Source organism: Neobacillus citreus, from assembly GCF_018343545.2.
GTDB classification, from domain to species: domain Bacteria; phylum Bacillota; class Bacilli; order Bacillales; family Cytobacillaceae; genus Neobacillus; species Neobacillus citreus.
The window spans coordinates 70,099-86,452 of record NZ_JAGYPE020000011.1; the positions used below are offsets into that span (position 1 = coordinate 70,099).

Consider the following 16,354-nt stretch of genomic DNA (forward strand, 5'->3'; position numbering starts at 1 on the left):
TACTACTAGCAAAATGAAAAGTTCACAGGGAAGGTATTTATTATTTATGAACAAAATGATTATTGCGCTTATTGTTTTCATGGCGATTCTCTTTGGTTCAACAAACATAATTGGGGTCGAAGCAATACGATCGGCAATAAAAATGATTTTGGAGGACCCTCCTCTAAAAACACGCCAGATAGCACTTCAAAAAGATTATCCTATTTTGCCTGAAAGCAAACTGCTCGATGTCCCGTTGATTAATCAAATGGATAAGCCGATGCTCTACAATGGCTGTGAGGTGACGAGCCTTGCGATGGTTATGCAATTTCATGGAATCAATGTGACGAAATATGAGCTTGCCGAAAATATTAAAACAGTTCCGTTTACCTATAGCAACGGACTAAAAGGAAATCCAAATACCGGATTTGTTGGAGATATGGCACATGGGCCGGGACTTGGGGTGTACAATGGCCCCGTTTACGAGCTTGCCCAAAAATATGCTGGGGAACGTGCCATAAATTTAACGGGCAGTCCATTTACAGACCTGTTGAAAAAAGTAAACCAAGGACATCCAGTTTGGATTATCACGACAACAGGCTTTGCTCCGGTAAACGTATTTCAAACCTGGAATACCCCAGAGGGAAAAATCGATATCACCTTCAGTGAACACAGCGTGGTGATTACTGGTTATGACCAGTCCCACATCTATGTCAATGACCCATACGGTACAAAGAACAAAAAACTAGACCGCGAAACCTTTATCAAAACATGGGAGCAAATGGGCAAACAAGCAATTGTTATCCAATAGCGTCCTGTAAATTGGACGAAGGCAGAGGAATAGCTCCTCTGCCTTCTATTGCTTTCCTTATTTTAGGATTTATCGTAACTTGAATAGCTGCAAGTTCCTTATGCTGCCTTCATGTAAAAATTTAAATATTTCTTAATTAAATATGCCGCGGTACAATTTCCACCAGTAGGTTTTATAAACCTAAACGATGCCAGCCCTACCTCTCTAACATCCTTACGGCTCCGAGGCCGTTCCAGTGTGAATAAGTCTTTCCAAAAAAAAACACGAGTGAAAAGCCAGTAAAATTCTTACATTGTGTATTCTCTATTTATTTCAAGTTATACAAATGAAAAGCACAATTAATAATATTACATGATTAATCTGTATTTGTCAATTGGCTAATTGAAATATTTTCAACGTTAATCCACGCTTTTAAACATTTTTATAAAAAGGATTATTTGAATAGTAAATAGAAGTATTTATTTAAAAAAGGGGGGGACCAGATGGAGGGTTTTCATTAACAGATATATGGATCCCGGTGCCATCGAATCCACTATTTTAATTGATTGGTTGAGAGGGGCAAAACGCCTGAATCAGATGAGAAACGGAGTCTTGGGCTTGGGTCGTTATGAAAGGTTCAAATCGCCTGAACTGCCGAAAAAATAAATGCCACGGTCGTTATGAAACCTAAAAACAAATCCATGCACAGGAGGTGCACTACATTGGTCTTCTTCCGAAGATTATTTCTAACGGCATCCAAATACCGCTATCGAACCGTCATCCTTTTCACAACCATTTACATATTTATCAATGCAGAGATTATGAGAATGCTAGAGCCGAAAACCTTTGAAAATACCTTTCACGCGGTCTGGTGGATTCTGACCACAATGACAACGGTCGGATACGGCGATATTTACCCGACGACGCAGTTGGGGCGGACCTGGGCGATGGTCATCGTCTATACGCTGGGTATCGGGCTTTTCGGCACCGTCATTGGGATGATTATCGACAGTGTTTCCAGGTATAAGCAAATGAAGGAGGAAGGCAGGATGACCTTCAAAGGTGAAAATCATTTTGTCATTGTTGGCTGGACAGCCAAAAGCAAAAACACTATTAAAGAGCTGTTTGCAGCGGAGCCCAAAACGGAAATTGTACTAATTGACGAGTTGGAGAAAACGCCGTATGAGCATGAACGGTTCCTCTACATACAAGGAAGCCCAACCGATGAGGAGACCCTCAAAAGGGCAAGAATCGAAAAAGCAAAAGCGGTATTGCTGTTTGCTCCTGACGGCATCACCAATCCCGATTTAGCTGACGGGAAAACACTCCTAACGGCTTCCTCCATCGAACGCTATGATGAGGGAACAGAAAGTAATATTTACACCATCGCAGAAATATTAAATGAAAGGCATGTCGGTAATTTCAACCATGTAAAAGTAGACGAGTTCATTCTTTCACACCAATCTGTATCCAACCTTATGGCCAAATCCGCCCAAACCAAGGGTACGAGCCATCTTTTTACACAATTATTAAGCAGAAGGGATGGGGACGCTGGGAGCGACCTTTGGGAGGTAGAATTAAAACCGGAATGGAAAACATACGGCGAGGCCTACGAAGCCTTAAAAAATAAAGGAGCCCAGCTGATTGCCGATCGGGATGACTTAAACATCCTCAAAAAATGGCACGACTCCATCCCAAAAGAAGCGAGACTGTTTGTTATTTGCGACAAAAAAACTTATCAAAGGATATAAAAAACGCATTCCGGCGGAGATGCGTTTTTTTTAACCTAATACGTTAAACATCCGGCGATGATCACACCGATAGAAACCGACAAAAACATCAAGAAAAGTCCAACGGCCTGGTTATCGTCCTCGATGCTTTGAGTAACATTAAACTTTGGTGTCAGCCACTCTGCCAAATAAAATACAATAATCTGCGCTAAAATTCCAATTCCGCCCCAAATGGCCATATCCGCCAAAGAAATCGAATTAGCTGCCGTAGAATACAGCACAATCGCAAGGCCAAGCAACCTGCCGCCAAGAACATAACTTGCTGCCTTATTCCCTTTAGCTATTAAGGAAAATTCCTTAACCTTGGTTGTGACCTCCATAAGAAATAGCCCAACAATTAACAAACCAAGCGAAACCGCCAAATATAATAAAAAATCCGTCATGATCCATTATTCCCCCTTTTTTACTCCAACTGGCAAAAAGTAAGACTCATTGCCGGTAATTTTTCCTCCAGCGCGGATTCCAATCGCACTTGGTTTTCCAGCGATGAGGAAGGATCCAATAACATAGGAAAGCTCTTCCTGCCCCTTTTCTGTTTCAAGCGTTACAGTAGGAAGCGAACAATAAGATTGATAGACTGACAATTCATCCTTATAGGTTGCAAATGCATTCTGTTCATAAACCCTAGCATGAGCATCCCAAATCGTCACTGTGTCCCCCTCCCGCCCGAAGGACGGCTTTTCAACATAGGGTGCCTTGCCAACAAAGGCATCCGGATCAAGATAGGTTGGCAGCATATATTCCTTGATCCAGCCTAGTTCTTCCTCAGAATAAAAAACGCCTTGCTCCGCCAATCCCCAAATTAAGCATTGGACCGATTTTGGCTGGAGCAAAAAAGCTGAAATAGGATTGACCACAGCCAGCTTTCCATCTTTTACTAGCTGTAGAAGTTCAATACCAACTGGAGCGCCGCTGATTGGATCTCTGTCCTCCAGTAAATGTTCAAGCGGGTATGTCTGCCGGTATAGTACATCGATAGGGATCCCATCGGCATCCGCTAAAGCACCATCTGTAATCCGCAGGTCAGCCAATGGAACCAATTTATTTCTTACCTGACAAAGCTCGCTTAAATAAACGCTGGTCTGCCAATCTTCCATGTGATCCTGATGGGCTGTAAAAACGACATTAGGGGAGGTTTTTCCCTCAGCAGCCTCTAATACCGCTTTGGTAATGCCTGAAGAAAGAAGCCGCTCCCCGCCCTGATTCGGGTCGATTAAGCCGAATTCCTTGCCGACCTTCCCGTTGATGTGGAAGCATTCCACAATAAAGGTCGGCGTGTCACTGTTGAATTCCAGCAACTTAACACCCGTTTCTGTTACAGCAAAATCAAACCGGGAAATCACTGATTCCGGAAAATGATTTTTCAATCGTAAAAATGGAATGCTCTCAACCGGGTATCCAAGCTGCAACAGCTGCTCATCCGGAAGGCTCCGCAGAAGTGTTGCTGTTTTAAAAAAGACTCTGCCCATCCGCTCCGTTGCTTCTCTTAATTGCAAAGCGGTCGTAACTGAAATGGGGAATGTGTGAAATAAACCATATTCACTGCCATATAAGTCTGACCAAAAGGCCGGGAATTGCGAATAAAACTGTCTGCGCCGTGTAGAATAATCCTCCATTCTAACCTCCAAATCCGCCCTTCGTTCCGCTGCCAAAGCCTCCTTTAAAGCTGGATGAGGAATGATAGGACTTATAGGAGGAGGATTTTAGAAGTGAAGATTTATTTCGGAAATATTTGCCGCCATAAAAAAAGTGTCCATAATGGCTAGAACCTGTGTCGTCACATTGCCAGACACCCTGCTCATCATCCCAATCCCAGTCCCGGCAGCTACTGTCATCCGGCTGGGGCGGCCGGTCGTTGGAACAGCCAGCGATCGTTCCGGCCATTAGAGAAGTAAGAACGCCCGTGATAAGCAATCTAGTTTTCTTCAAACTTCTCACTCTCCTTTTTCGATTTGTAATTTTATTATAAAATGAATTTAGAGGAAAACAATGGAAAAGTAAAAGAAAAAGGAGAGATTGATTTGAGGCTTGAATATCGGCTTGATGACGAAGCTCAGCAATACCCGGCGTTATGGCACTACTATGACATCTCCAAATCGGAAGCGGCCGCGCGAATGACCTGTGAATATTTTGTAAAAAACAATGAGACGTACAAGGTTACCGCTACTGCACTTGACCCAGACGGAACGGCAGTCATTTATGTTGAAAAAGAAGAGTTCAGCAATGACACCCTTGAGAAATATCATTCGCATATTGGATTTGAAACAAGGGAACTGACCGAACAGGGGAGCATTTTAATCGAACAAAAAGAAATTTGGGAGCACGAGGAAGTACTCGCTGCCCTTCACTCAGATTTCATCTATATAAAAAGGGGAGAAAAGTTTTTAGAATTTGCGATGGACTCAAGGGAGATTGATGAGGATCGTAAATGCTATGTATACTATGGAAACTTTACCGGCAACAGCCATTGACGTCTTTTTAAAAGTTTTCCGGAGAAGAAAAACCGCCATCGACACTTCCTGCCAAAAAATTTTCAGCATAAGAAGGAAAGTGCCGTTTTTTGTCGTATTGTAATGGATAATATAATTGATTCCTCTGGGGAATGACGATGCTGGCGGAAAAGCTTCTTTTGCAACTGTTAATTGTATTAGCACCAGTCCTGCTTTGTAATGCTTTAACTGACTATAAGAAAAAATGGAATTCACCAATCATCTGTGGGTCCATGCACAGTCAGGCAGCAATAGCCTGCATGATTTTTAGTTATTCAAATTATGGCCTTATTTGGGATCTTCGCTATGCTCCGCTTATTCTTGCCGTTTTATATGCAGGACCTGCTGGCGGCGGGATGGTCATAGCCTCTATTATTGGAGCTCGCATTATGATGGGTGGTGGCAGTGTCCATTACGCCATTTTGGGCTGCCTGCTTACTTCTATTGTCCCTTACCTTTTGCGAACCCGCTTTTGGAATGCTTCTTCAAATCGAAGAGTACAGTTCACTTTATTATCGGGCGTCTGGTCTTTAATTCTATGCTATTTAACACTTCTAACTTATCATTATCTAAATGGAAATACCTTCAAATTGTTTATAAATATTCCCGATTTACTGCTTTTTGCTCTTATTTATACCGCTTCCCTAATGCTTGCTGCAAAGTTATATGAAGGGCTGATTGAGAAAAATAGAATGAAGGAAGAGATACTGAAAGCAGAAAAGCTTAATACATTAAGTGAACTGGCGGCTTCTATCGCCCATGAAGTCCGCAACCCATTAACAGTAGTAAAGGGATTTCTACAATTGATGCAGCAGGATGAGAAAGGGAAGAATTATGAATATTTCGGGCTGGTTTTAAGTGAATTAGGACGGGCTGAGGCGATCATTAGCGATTACTTGAATTTTGCCAAGCCGAAATTCGAAAAACTAGAAGAATTCGCCTTAAAAGACATATTGAAGGAAATAGTCACGCTACTGGAACCTTATGCTGTAAAGCAGGGTGTACAACTAGAAAGTGAATTGGATACATCCGATTTTTGCCTTTATACAGATCGAAATCAGTTAAAACAGGCTCTTGTAAATCTTGTGAAAAATGCGATTGAAGCGACCTCAGAGGAAGGCGTTGTGACGATACATACAAGGTCCGACCAAACCCATGCCTCCGTTTTGATTACTGATAACGGAAAAGGAATGACACCCGAACAACTATCGAGGATTGGAACATTGTTTTATACGACCAAAGATAAGGGAACGGGGCTGGGAACTTCGGTATCCTTAAGAATTATTGAAACGATAAAAGGAAAGGTTTTCTATCAAAGTGAAACAGGACTGGGAACAACGGTAACAATTGTTCTTCCAGCAGGTAAAAAGGAAGAGTTAGTTAGCAGTATCATTAATGAAGAACCGACAGTAGTTAAAATAATGTAAAAACAGATGACATCCTTTCGTTTGATGTCATCTGTTTTTTTATCTAGTTAAACTATATCGAAATAGAAAAAATGATGAATTTTAATAAGGGTTATTTTATGTTGATTCAGTGAAAAACCAGTATATTCCCAGTGTAATATTACCAATTTTTTTATTTTTAAAAAAATATTGCTTTTTCGATAAAAAGATTATATTATACCGATATAAATTTTATTTGTCTTTTCAGAAAATTATAACATCGAACCTGAGGAGGTTTAAATAATAAATGGATTTATTTAGGAAAAAATCAGTTCAGGACCTGATCCAGGAATCAGAGAAAAAAGGTGCCTCCTTAAGGAAGGAGCTGGGGGCCTTTGACTTAACGATGCTTGGGATAGGGGCCATTATCGGGACCGGAATTTTTGTTGTCACAGGGGTTGCTGCTGCGGAACATGCCGGGCCAGCACTTATTATTTCTTTTGTCTTATCAGGTTTAGCCTGCATTTTTGCCGCTCTCTGTTATGCGGAATTTGCTTCAAATGTACCGGTTTCTGGAAGTGCCTATACTTACAGCTATGCGACCTTTGGTGAATTGATTGCATGGATTTTAGGCTGGGATTTAATTCTCGAGTACGGCTTTGCATCAGCGGCGGTTGCCAGCGGCTGGTCAGGCTATTTCCAAGGGCTGCTTGCAGGGTTTGGGATTCATTTTCCGAAAGCCATAACAAGTGCGTTTGACCCGGCAAACGGGACATTTGTTGACGTTCCTGCGATCGTCATCGTATTTTTACTTACTTTGCTTTTATCTCAGGGGGCAAAGAAATCTACCCGTTTAAATAACATCATGGTAATTATCAAGCTTGTTGTTGTTCTTTTATTTATTGGTGTTGGTGTATGGTATGTAAAGCCAGCTAACTGGACTCCTTTTATGCCATTCGGATTCTCCGGCGTAGCGACTGGAGCGGCTACGATTTTCTTTGCATATATTGGCTTTGATGCTGTATCGACAGCTGCTGAGGAGGTTAAAAACCCGCAGCGCAACATGCCTATCGGAATTATTGCTTCATTACTTGTTTGTACGGTTTTATATATTGTTGTTTCCGCTATCCTAACGGGAATTGTACCTTATAATCTGTTGGGGGTGAAAAACCCGGTTGCATTCGCCTTAACCTATATCCATCAAGATTGGGTTGCCGGTTTCATTTCAATTGGGGCAATCACCGGTATTACAACGGTACTTCTAGTATTACTTTACGGACAATCCCGCCTATTCTACGCAATCGGCCGTGACGGATTGCTGCCAAAAGTGTTTTCCAAGGTAGATGAAAAGAAACAAACACCGGTTGTAAACTCTTGGATCATTTGTTTATTGGTGTCTGTTATTGCGGGATTTGTTCCATTAAGCAAACTGGCTGAATTAACAAACATTGGAACCTTGTTCGCATTCATGACAGTTTCAGTCGGGATTTTATATCTTCGAAAAAACAACCAAGTGCCTAAAACAGGCTTCAGAGTCCCGTTTGTACCGTATATTCCGATTTTGGCATTCTTGTTCTGCGGATATTTAGCGGTACAGCTGCCGGCTATAACATGGATTAGTTTTGGTGTTTGGCTGGTAATTGGATTGTTCGTCTACTTCGGCTATGGACGAAAGCATTCGACATTAAATAATTCATCTGGACAATTGAAAAAGGTCAGCTAATATAAAGGGGAGTTCCAATCAAATGGGACTCCCCTTTAAATTTTCCCAATAAAAAAATGTCGAAAATCATCGTTTTTTTCATTTATTTTATAATGTTATTCTAAAAAAATGGTAGAATAGTATGAGTGATGTACGGAATTTTGAATTTTTAGAATAGTATCTAGTTTAAGGAGAACACTCATGGAAATAAGTAGCAAAGGTCCGAAGCTAATATATGAAGAAAAAAAGGCTATAAAGTTATTTTTGTGGCTATTCTATTTCTTTTTCATTTCATATGACTTTTTTTGGTATATTGTTTTACCGAAATTTACAGACTATGGAGCAGCTAAATTTCCTAGTAATGGGCTCGGTTATTGGCTTTATATTCTGGTGTTTTTGCTGCTGCCGATTTCCATTTCATTTATAAAAAGAGGAAATCCCTATATTGTCAAATACCTTTTGTTATTTGGTTACATTCTCATAGATAGTATAGGTCTTGTTATGAAGTATTATGGAACTAACCTAACGTTTGCTTCAGGAAATATAGTAGAGCTTTTGTTTGTCTTTTTTTCACCGGTATTTGTTAATAAGGAATACTATTGGAGTGTAACTATAGGATTGATTGGAAGGTATGTTCTATTAGGGCTAATACTCCATGATACTAATATCATACCTCCTATGTTTATCATTATCATTTTATCAGCAATTGCCTTTATCATTTTAATTAGATTTTATTCATATATAAAGTCATTAACATCTGTTCATGAGGAACTGAGTAAAAAAGAAAAACTTGCAGTAATAGGCCAAATGGCAGCTGCGATAGGTCATGAAATTCGAAACCCGCTTTCATCATTAAAAGGTTTTACCCAATTGCAATTAGAGTCAAAGTCAAGCAACAGCGAATTTTATCCAATTATGCTTCAAGAGATTGATAGAATTAATTCTATCGTGGATGACCTAATGTATCTAGGGAAACCCAGGGAAATCGATTTTAAAAAGGTTGATATGGAAGAAATTGTTAATTACACTATCTCTTTAATCTGCCAGCAGGCTGAATCTCAAGGTGTGAAGGTGGAAACGTCTATTGATACCCCGATTCCCCTAGTGGATTGTGATGAGAAACAGTTAAAGCAGGTATTTATAAATTTATTAAAGAATGCAGTTGAGGCCATGTCAAACGGCGGTAATTTAAAAATAGAAATAAAAATGGCTGAAGAATCTTCGCTTGACATCGTGATTGAAGATAACGGCTGTGGTATAGACGCTGCCAGTCTTGAAAATCTATTTGAAGCTTTCTATACGACTAAAAGTGATGGCACTGGACTAGGGTTGCTCATAACTAGACAAATTATTAAGGACCATGGAGGAAGTTTAAAAATTGAAAGTATACTTGGCGCTGGGACTAAAGTTATAGTCCACTTACCAATAGCACACAATAGTATTTAACAGTTTAAGTTCTCCAATTGTACAAAAATCAGCAAAATAAAATGTTTCACGGGTTTAACTAATAAGATATAATGTAGAGGAATATAGAATTATTAAAGATTTTGTCAAACCGCCAAAAGGAAATGAATTCTTTTATACTATCTTATCTGAGATAGGTAATTTGGAGGATTTTATGATACTTCATGAAGAGAAACGGACCTTAAAATGGTTCCTGCTGTTTTTTTACTTAATTTTAATAGGCTATGATTTTTTCTATTATTATTTTATACCAGCCTTTGTCACTCATAAGCAACATGGCTTTCCAAGTGACTTTTGGTTCGTAACATATATTGTATTAGCAATATTGATTCCTGTGAACATTTTTCTGAGCAAGTCTGGAAAACTGATCTCTATTAAATTTGTTTTTTTTATCAGTTATTTATTAACAACTTTTACGGTTGATATTATTAGTTTTTATGGTAGAAGTGAGGCTTACTTAAGCGGGAATATGGTAGAAGTGTATTTGATATTAACTTTGCCTATTTTTCTAAGCACTAGCTATTTTTGGATTGTTAGTACGGGTATTGCCGTAAAATATCTATTAACCGGTGTCATATTACAAACATCCTATGTTATTATGCCATTCCTTTTAGTATCCATCCTATCAACAATGTCCTTCTTTCTGTTAGTAAGATTTCAAGGTTACGTAAAATCAATTAAAACCTCTTATGATAAACAGTTAGAGGGTATTGTCAAAGGAGTTATTGCAACCTTAGAACTAAAAGACCCATATACAAGGGGACATAGTGAACGTGTAGCGAGCTATGCTTTATTAATGGCCCAACAAATAGGGGAATTTTCCAAAGACGAACAAAAATCTTTTTACTATGCTTGCTTATTACATGATATTGGTAAAGTTCATATACCTGATTCAATACTAATGAAACCAGGGAAACTCAATAATGAAGAATATGAAATTATTAAATCACATCCTGCTGTTGGCGCAGATGCGGTCAAGGATGTGGAAGGAATTAAAGACAGCATTTGTGTGATACGTTCCCATCATGAGCGATGGGATGGAAATGGATACCCCCAAAGATTAAAGGGAGAAGAAATTCCAATACTAGCTAGAGTAACTGCTATTGCAGATGCATTTGATGCAATGACATCGTCGAGGTCCTACCGTGCAGCAATGCCTTTGGAAGAAGCTCATAAACGTATAATTGAAGGTATGGGTACCCAATTTGATCCAAAGCTAATGGAAGAATTTGAAAAGGTATTCCCAGCATGGGTTAAATTTCATAATGACTATCCTTGGCAAAAAGAAATGAGTTCACTTAGGAGGTGGAGTTGATGAAAATTCGCAAATTAAAAAAAGTAAAAACTACATGCTGGTGGTGTAGTTACTGGATTAAACCATGACAAATAGGATGCTGGCATTATGCCAAGCATCCTTCTTTATTAAATAAATAAACAAGGATACAGGTGTAAAAAAATGAACCTTACACTCCATTCACATCTCGTATTAGTCCCAATTGAAATTCGTAAAGATAAAAAGAATTATATCGTTGAAGATACCAGCTCCGGGGAATTTTATGAAATGCCTAAGGTTTGTATCGATGCGATTCAATTAATCAACGAAGGCTATCAATTAGGTGAAATTGAAATCCGGCTTAAAAGCAAGTATCCTCATGAAGAGGTCGATTTACTCGATTTTGCCGAACAGCTTCTCGAACTGCAATTGGTTGTCGAAATGGATGGTGTGAAACTCGCTGCCCCAATAAAGAAGCAAGATCCGCTTGGATTTGAGTGGATTTCTCCTAAGTTGGGAAAATTCTTTTTCAATAAAGCGGCTTATACTGTTTACGCAGCCTTATTTGTCATCAACGTTTTCCTTTTTCTAACCCATCCATCTTTATTTCCAAATTTTAAGGATATTTTTATTTTTGACTTAATGGTGCTGAATATCCCGGCATGGCTCGTTTTATCCTTCTGCTTTGTAATGCTTCATGAATTTGGGCACGTGCTGGCCATGAGGGCCTACCAGCTTCCCACGAAATTAACCATTGGACATCGCCTTTTCCTTATCGTTTTCGAAACAGATATGTCATTCGTTTGGAAACTACCTTCAAAAGATCGAAATGTTTTATATTTGGCGGGGATTTGTTTTGATACGTTCGTTCTTTTTGCAGCACTGCTAGGTCAGTTGATTTTCGCAGACGGGTCAGGGATTTTCCTGAGCGTACTGAAGGTAATTGTCCTAGATGCTTTTATTCGGATGATTTATCAGTGCTGCATCTATATGAAAACAGATTTATATTATGTATTTGAAAACTCGACGGGTGTTTACAATCTTATGGAAAATGCCCAGCAGGTTTTTCGAAACTGGTTTAGATTTAGAAAACCTGCCCGACAAACTGAGGTTGTATTTGAAGAAGAAAAGCGGACGATTATCACTTATACCGTATTTTATGTGTTGGGTGTAGGGCTTACGTTATCGTTATTTTTTGGTTATTATCTCCCGCAAATGTTATATGCAATAACTACGATCCACCACTGTTTTGGCTATGGACCGTCCACCTATCATTTCTGGGATGCCGCCTTGTCCTCACTGCAGCTGTTAATTGGGTTCTTGCTACTTCTGTATTCTTTACGAAAAAAGTACATCAAAAAGCAAAATATCTAGCTCCAGCCACAAGATGCTGGGGCTTTTCTATTTGTGACGAACTTTTGTCAAAATATGAGATATATAAGGGTTTTTTTCCCCCTAGATGGGGGAGTTCCCTGATAAAGATAACACTGTCGTTTTTCTTACAATAAGAATAAGAAAACGATAGTGTTATTTTTTTGCTAATCGAAATTCACTATCGTAAATTTCGAACGCATAAATTCAACTACGCCTCTGTCTTCGTCCTACCGGACTTGCCAGTCGGCGAGTTTACATTTAAGGGAGGATCAAGAAAATGGAGTCAACTATTCAATCGGCGAAAAAACGGGATAATACCGTCAATAATGCATTTGCTTCCCATTTTGCCAAATCAATGTTTTTAAGCGTAGCCGGACTTGCGATTTTGGTGTTTATCGGAACAAGAATGTTTACACATATTGACTTAAACCTTTATGGATATATGGTAGGAACGATTACTTTCATAGGAGGTTTCTTTTACCGCTTCATCTCCTGGGGAGAAAGACCGCCAACCAAAATTATCATTAAAAAGGGCTTAAAGCTGCTTTTTAGAAAAAGCGCTCCAAAAACAGTGGTAAGCCACTTAGCGATTTACGACTTCATCAAAAAGCGCGGATTTTATCGCTGGATGCAGCACGTATTAATCGGGTGGGGCTGTGTGCTTGCTTGTTTAGTTACTTTCCCGCTCGTGTTCAGCTGGATGTACTTCAATATGGATGGAAATGGCTATTACACAGTAGTCTTAATGGGAATGGACTTAGTACGGATTAAAGCAGATGGAATCATCGCCTGGTTTTCTTACAATGCTTTAAATATTTCAGCCATCATGGTGATTACAGGAGTTTGCATGGCGCTTTACCGCCGTATGAAAAATATGCAGGCAAGAGCAGAGCAAAAATTCATGTACGATTTCTTGCCGCTCTATATGTTGTTATTTATTTCAGTAACTGGTCTACTATTGACAGTCCAAAACGTATTCTTACATGGATGGATGCAGCCGCAAATGTCGCTGATCCACCAGTTTTCAGTCATTGTAACGCTTATCTATCTGCCATTTGGTAAGCTTGCTCATATTCCGTTCCGTCCGATGAGCGTATTTGCTAGAAACTACCGTGAACATTATGGAGAACAGCATATGAAAGAATGTAAAGTGTGCGGAGATAAATTTGTATCAGTCGAACAATCGAACGATATTATTCAAGTATTGGGAACTAACAACATGGAGTTCAACATGGAAGACGGCTTTAATCTTGCGGAATTGTGCCTGCCATGCCGCAGAAAGTACCGTATCGCCAGATTCTCAGGATTCCCTACCCATCAAGTGAAGGTCAAGGAGGCAAATCAGAATGCAAGAGGTTAACCAAAAAGCCCCAAAAGATAAATTTTTTAGAGAAATCGAAAACGTACGTCATCCAAATGAAACCTTAATAAAAACACACTGCGCCTATTGTGGTATGCAGTGCGGGATGAATTTACGTGTAAATACAAAAACAAACAAAATTATCGGGGTTGAGCCTCGCTATGAATGGCCGGTTACGGTCGGGAAAATGTGTCCGAAAGGGGTTACTGCTTACCAGCAGACGAACCATCCGGACCGCATCTTAAGACCGTTAATCCGTGACGATGCTTCCTTAAAAGGAACAGACAAAGGGTTCCGTGAAGCAACCTGGGATGAAGCGTATGATTTAATCGCTCGGAAATTCAAAGAGCTTCAAGGGAAATACGGCAAAGATACATTGTCTGTTTTCAGTGGTGTATCAATGACCAATGAAAAGTGCTATTTAACAGGTAAGTTTGCAAGAGTTGGTTTGCAAACTCGCTATATCGATTATAACGGACGTTTCTGTATGTCCAGTGCAGCCGGCGGATTCCTTCGCTCATTCGGCGTTGACCGTGGTTCGACATTACCATGGACCGATATCCATGAAACAGATTGCTTGTTCATCGCTGGAAGCAACACGGCAGAATGCCATCCAACTTCGATGTTCCGCGTTTGGAACGTCCAGGAAAGAGGCGGTTATCTGATCGTTGCCGACCCACGTGAAACCCCGATTGCAAGACGTGCCGATGTTCACTTGGATTTAAGACCGGGAACAGACTTGGCACTTGCTAATGGTATTGTGAACCTATTGATCCAAAACGGCTATGTTGATGAAGAATTCGTCAACCAACACACAAATGGCTTTGAAGAAACAAAAGAATTAGTCAAAGAATTTACTCCTGAATATACAAGCGAGATTACAGGAATTGCAGTTGAAAAAATTATCCGTGCTGCGGAGATTTATGGTAAAGCGCCAAACGCAGTTGTGATGTTTGCACGCGGCATCGAACAGCAGCATAAAGGGGTCGACAACGTTTCTGGTTACACCAACATGGCGTTAGTTTCTGGGAAAATCGGCCGTCCGAAATCAGGTGTTGCAACATTTACCGGCCAAGGTAACGGTCAAGGCGGCCGTGAGCATGGCCAAAAATCAGACCTGCTGCCAGGCTACCGTAAGCTCACTAATCCAAAGCATGTTGAGGAAGTATGTCAGGTGTGGGGAATTACCCCTGAAGAAATGCCGCAGCCAGGTGTATCTGCTTATGAAATGTTTGAATTAATGGATCAAAAAACAATACGCGGTTTGTATTTGCTTTGTTCAAATCCAGCGGTATCTGCACCAAACCAAAACTTTGTCCGTAAGGCATTAAAAGGATTAGATTTTATGGTTTGCGCCGATTTCTATCTTTCTGAATCAGCAGAATTTGCCGATGTTATCCTTCCTTCCGTTACTTGGTCAGAGGATGAAGGAACGGTTACAAATATTGAAGGGCGCATCATAAAAATCAATAAGGCGCAGGAGCCGATAGGCGAATCAAAGCCCGACTGGCAAATGCAAGTGGAGCTTGCCGAAAAACTTGGCAGGGGAAAATATTTCTCCCACTTAAAAACAGCCAGAGATGTAGCAGATGAATTCCGTTTAGCTTCAAAAGGTGGATACGCTGACTATTATGGCGCTACCTGGGATAAAATCGATAAACAAGACGGTGTGTTCTGGCCTTGCCGTGATGAAAAGGACCCTGGTACACCACATATGTTTTTAGATAAGAAGTTCTATCATCCAGACGGAAAAGCAAAAATTTGCGCATTGCCATACCGCCCGCCTGCAGAAGAGCCGGATGCGGAATATCCGTTGCGCTTAACGACCGGACGTGTTGTGTTCCACTACCTATCTGGTAACCAAACACGCCGCATTCAATTCTTGCGTGATATGTGTCCGGAGCCATATGTTGAGGTTCATCCGGAAACAGCTGCAAAATATAATATTGAACATGAAGAATATGTCCGCCTTTATACTCGCAGAGGAGAGGCTGAATATAAAGTAAAAATTACCGAAGCCATTCGTAAGGATACAGTGTTCGTGCCGTACCATTTCGGTCACGAGAAATCTATCAATCTATTAACAATTGCCGCTCTTGATCCAATTTCAAGAATGCCGGAATTCAAGGCTTGTGCAGCACAGATTGAAAAACTAGAAATGAAGAAGGTGCAATAAAGTGGTAAAAAAGAGGTTATATCTTGAACTGGAAAATTGCATAGGATGCCGTTCCTGTTTGGCTGCTTGCACACAGTGCGGCGGACACGAACAGCGCAACCGCAACTATGTTTACGATGTAAATCCGCTTAAGAACCGGCAGACGATGCCTTTAATGTGCCTTCACTGTGTGAATCCGGCATGTGCGCGCAGTTGTCCGGCCCAAGCGATCCAAATCCATGAAACAGGAGCCGTCCTTTCGGCTCTTGTGGAAAAATGTATCGGCTGCCAAAACTGTACAATTGCCTGCCCATATGGAATACCGAAGTTCGATACAGAGCAGAATTTAATGTATAAGTGTGACCTATGTATTGACCGCACCAAGGACGGTATCCCGCCAATGTGCGCGAGCGTATGTCCGTCCAATACACTTCAATGGTTAACAGACGAAGAAATCGAAGCAAAACAAAAGCAATTTAATCTTGATAATGGCAAATGGGTAACCAGCATGCCATATTTAGAAGGCGAAACTAACGTACGTGTGAATCTCCCTGGAATCCTGCAGGGCGTCACTAAACTGTTCTAGGAGGGAT

General features: G+C 40.4%; 14 protein-coding genes. 11 read left to right on the forward strand and 3 right to left on the reverse strand.

Annotated features, from left to right (window positions below):
* Nucleotides 1-55 precede the first annotated feature (55 nt).
* Nucleotides 56-790 (forward strand): C39 family peptidase, encoded by a 735-nt coding sequence (locus KHB02_RS08675; RefSeq protein WP_420848077.1) that lies wholly within the window; start codon nucleotides 56-58, stop codon nucleotides 788-790.
* A 701-nt stretch (nucleotides 791-1,491) separates the two neighbouring features.
* The gene (locus tag KHB02_RS08685) at nucleotides 1,492-2,520 is read left to right on the forward strand and encodes an ion channel (RefSeq protein ID WP_277398199.1); all 1,029 of its coding nucleotides are present in this window, start codon (nucleotides 1,492-1,494) and stop codon (nucleotides 2,518-2,520) included.
* A gap of 35 nt (nucleotides 2,521-2,555) precedes the next feature.
* On the opposite strand, the gene KHB02_RS08690 is transcribed toward KHB02_RS08685, so the two are convergent.
* The 3 genes from KHB02_RS08690 to KHB02_RS08700 are packed head-to-tail and all read right to left on the reverse strand — an operon-like array spanning nucleotide 2,556 to nucleotide 4,488.
* The gene (locus KHB02_RS08690) at nucleotides 2,556-2,942 is read right to left on the reverse strand and encodes a DUF350 domain-containing protein (protein WP_213146523.1); all 387 of its coding nucleotides are present in this window, start codon (nucleotides 2,940-2,942) and stop codon (nucleotides 2,556-2,558) included.
* A 6-nt stretch (nucleotides 2,943-2,948) separates the two neighbouring features.
* Nucleotides 2,949-4,175, reverse strand: a complete 1,227-nt coding sequence (locus KHB02_RS08695) for a glutathionylspermidine synthase family protein (RefSeq protein WP_213146524.1) — start codon at nucleotides 4,173-4,175, stop codon at nucleotides 2,949-2,951.
* A gap of 1 nt (nucleotide 4,176) precedes the next feature.
* Complete coding sequence (locus KHB02_RS08700) at nucleotides 4,177-4,488, reverse strand: hypothetical protein (protein ID WP_213146525.1); 312 nt, start codon at nucleotides 4,486-4,488, stop codon at nucleotides 4,177-4,179.
* A 92-nt stretch (nucleotides 4,489-4,580) separates the two neighbouring features.
* Here KHB02_RS08700 and KHB02_RS08705 point away from each other — a divergent pair, with 92 nt between their 5' ends.
* From KHB02_RS08705 to KHB02_RS08745, 9 genes are all read left to right on the forward strand, one after another.
* Nucleotides 4,581-5,030, forward strand: a complete 450-nt coding sequence (locus KHB02_RS08705) for a hypothetical protein (RefSeq protein WP_213146755.1) — start codon at nucleotides 4,581-4,583, stop codon at nucleotides 5,028-5,030.
* A 137-nt stretch (nucleotides 5,031-5,167) separates the two neighbouring features.
* Entirely contained in the window at nucleotides 5,168-6,475 is a 1,308-nt protein-coding gene (locus tag KHB02_RS08710) for an ATP-binding protein (RefSeq protein WP_213146526.1), read from the forward strand.
* Nucleotides 6,476-6,740: 265 nt separating this feature from the next.
* Entirely contained in the window at nucleotides 6,741-8,156 is a 1,416-nt protein-coding gene (locus tag KHB02_RS08715) for a branched-chain amino acid transporter BcaP (protein ID WP_213146527.1), read from the forward strand.
* Between the two features lie 180 nt (nucleotides 8,157-8,336).
* On the forward strand, nucleotides 8,337-9,581 hold the full coding sequence (locus KHB02_RS08720) for an ATP-binding protein (RefSeq protein ID WP_213146528.1): 1,245 nt from the start codon (nucleotides 8,337-8,339) through the stop codon (nucleotides 9,579-9,581).
* Nucleotides 9,582-9,753: 172 nt separating this feature from the next.
* A complete protein-coding gene (locus KHB02_RS08725) occupies nucleotides 9,754-10,914 on the forward strand; it encodes an HD-GYP domain-containing protein (RefSeq protein ID WP_213146529.1) in 1,161 nt (386 codons plus the stop codon).
* Nucleotides 10,915-11,055: 141 nt separating this feature from the next.
* Complete coding sequence (locus tag KHB02_RS08730; RefSeq protein ID WP_213146530.1) at nucleotides 11,056-12,246, forward strand: hypothetical protein; 1,191 nt, start codon at nucleotides 11,056-11,058, stop codon at nucleotides 12,244-12,246.
* Nucleotides 12,247-12,523: 277 nt separating this feature from the next.
* Nucleotides 12,524-13,606: a hypothetical protein gene (locus KHB02_RS08735; protein WP_213146531.1), complete on the forward strand. Its 1,083-nt coding sequence runs from the start codon at nucleotides 12,524-12,526 to the stop codon at nucleotides 13,604-13,606.
* Nucleotides 13,593-15,782 carry a molybdopterin oxidoreductase family protein gene (locus tag KHB02_RS08740; protein WP_213146532.1) on the forward strand — a complete coding sequence of 730 codons (2,190 nt, stop codon included), beginning with the start codon at nucleotides 13,593-13,595 and terminating at the stop codon, nucleotides 15,780-15,782. Before KHB02_RS08735 ends, KHB02_RS08740 begins: the two co-directional genes overlap by 14 nt.
* A gap of 1 nt (nucleotide 15,783) precedes the next feature.
* Complete coding sequence (locus KHB02_RS08745) at nucleotides 15,784-16,347, forward strand: 4Fe-4S dicluster domain-containing protein (RefSeq protein WP_213118184.1); 564 nt, start codon at nucleotides 15,784-15,786, stop codon at nucleotides 16,345-16,347.
* Nucleotides 16,348-16,354 lie beyond the last annotated feature (7 nt).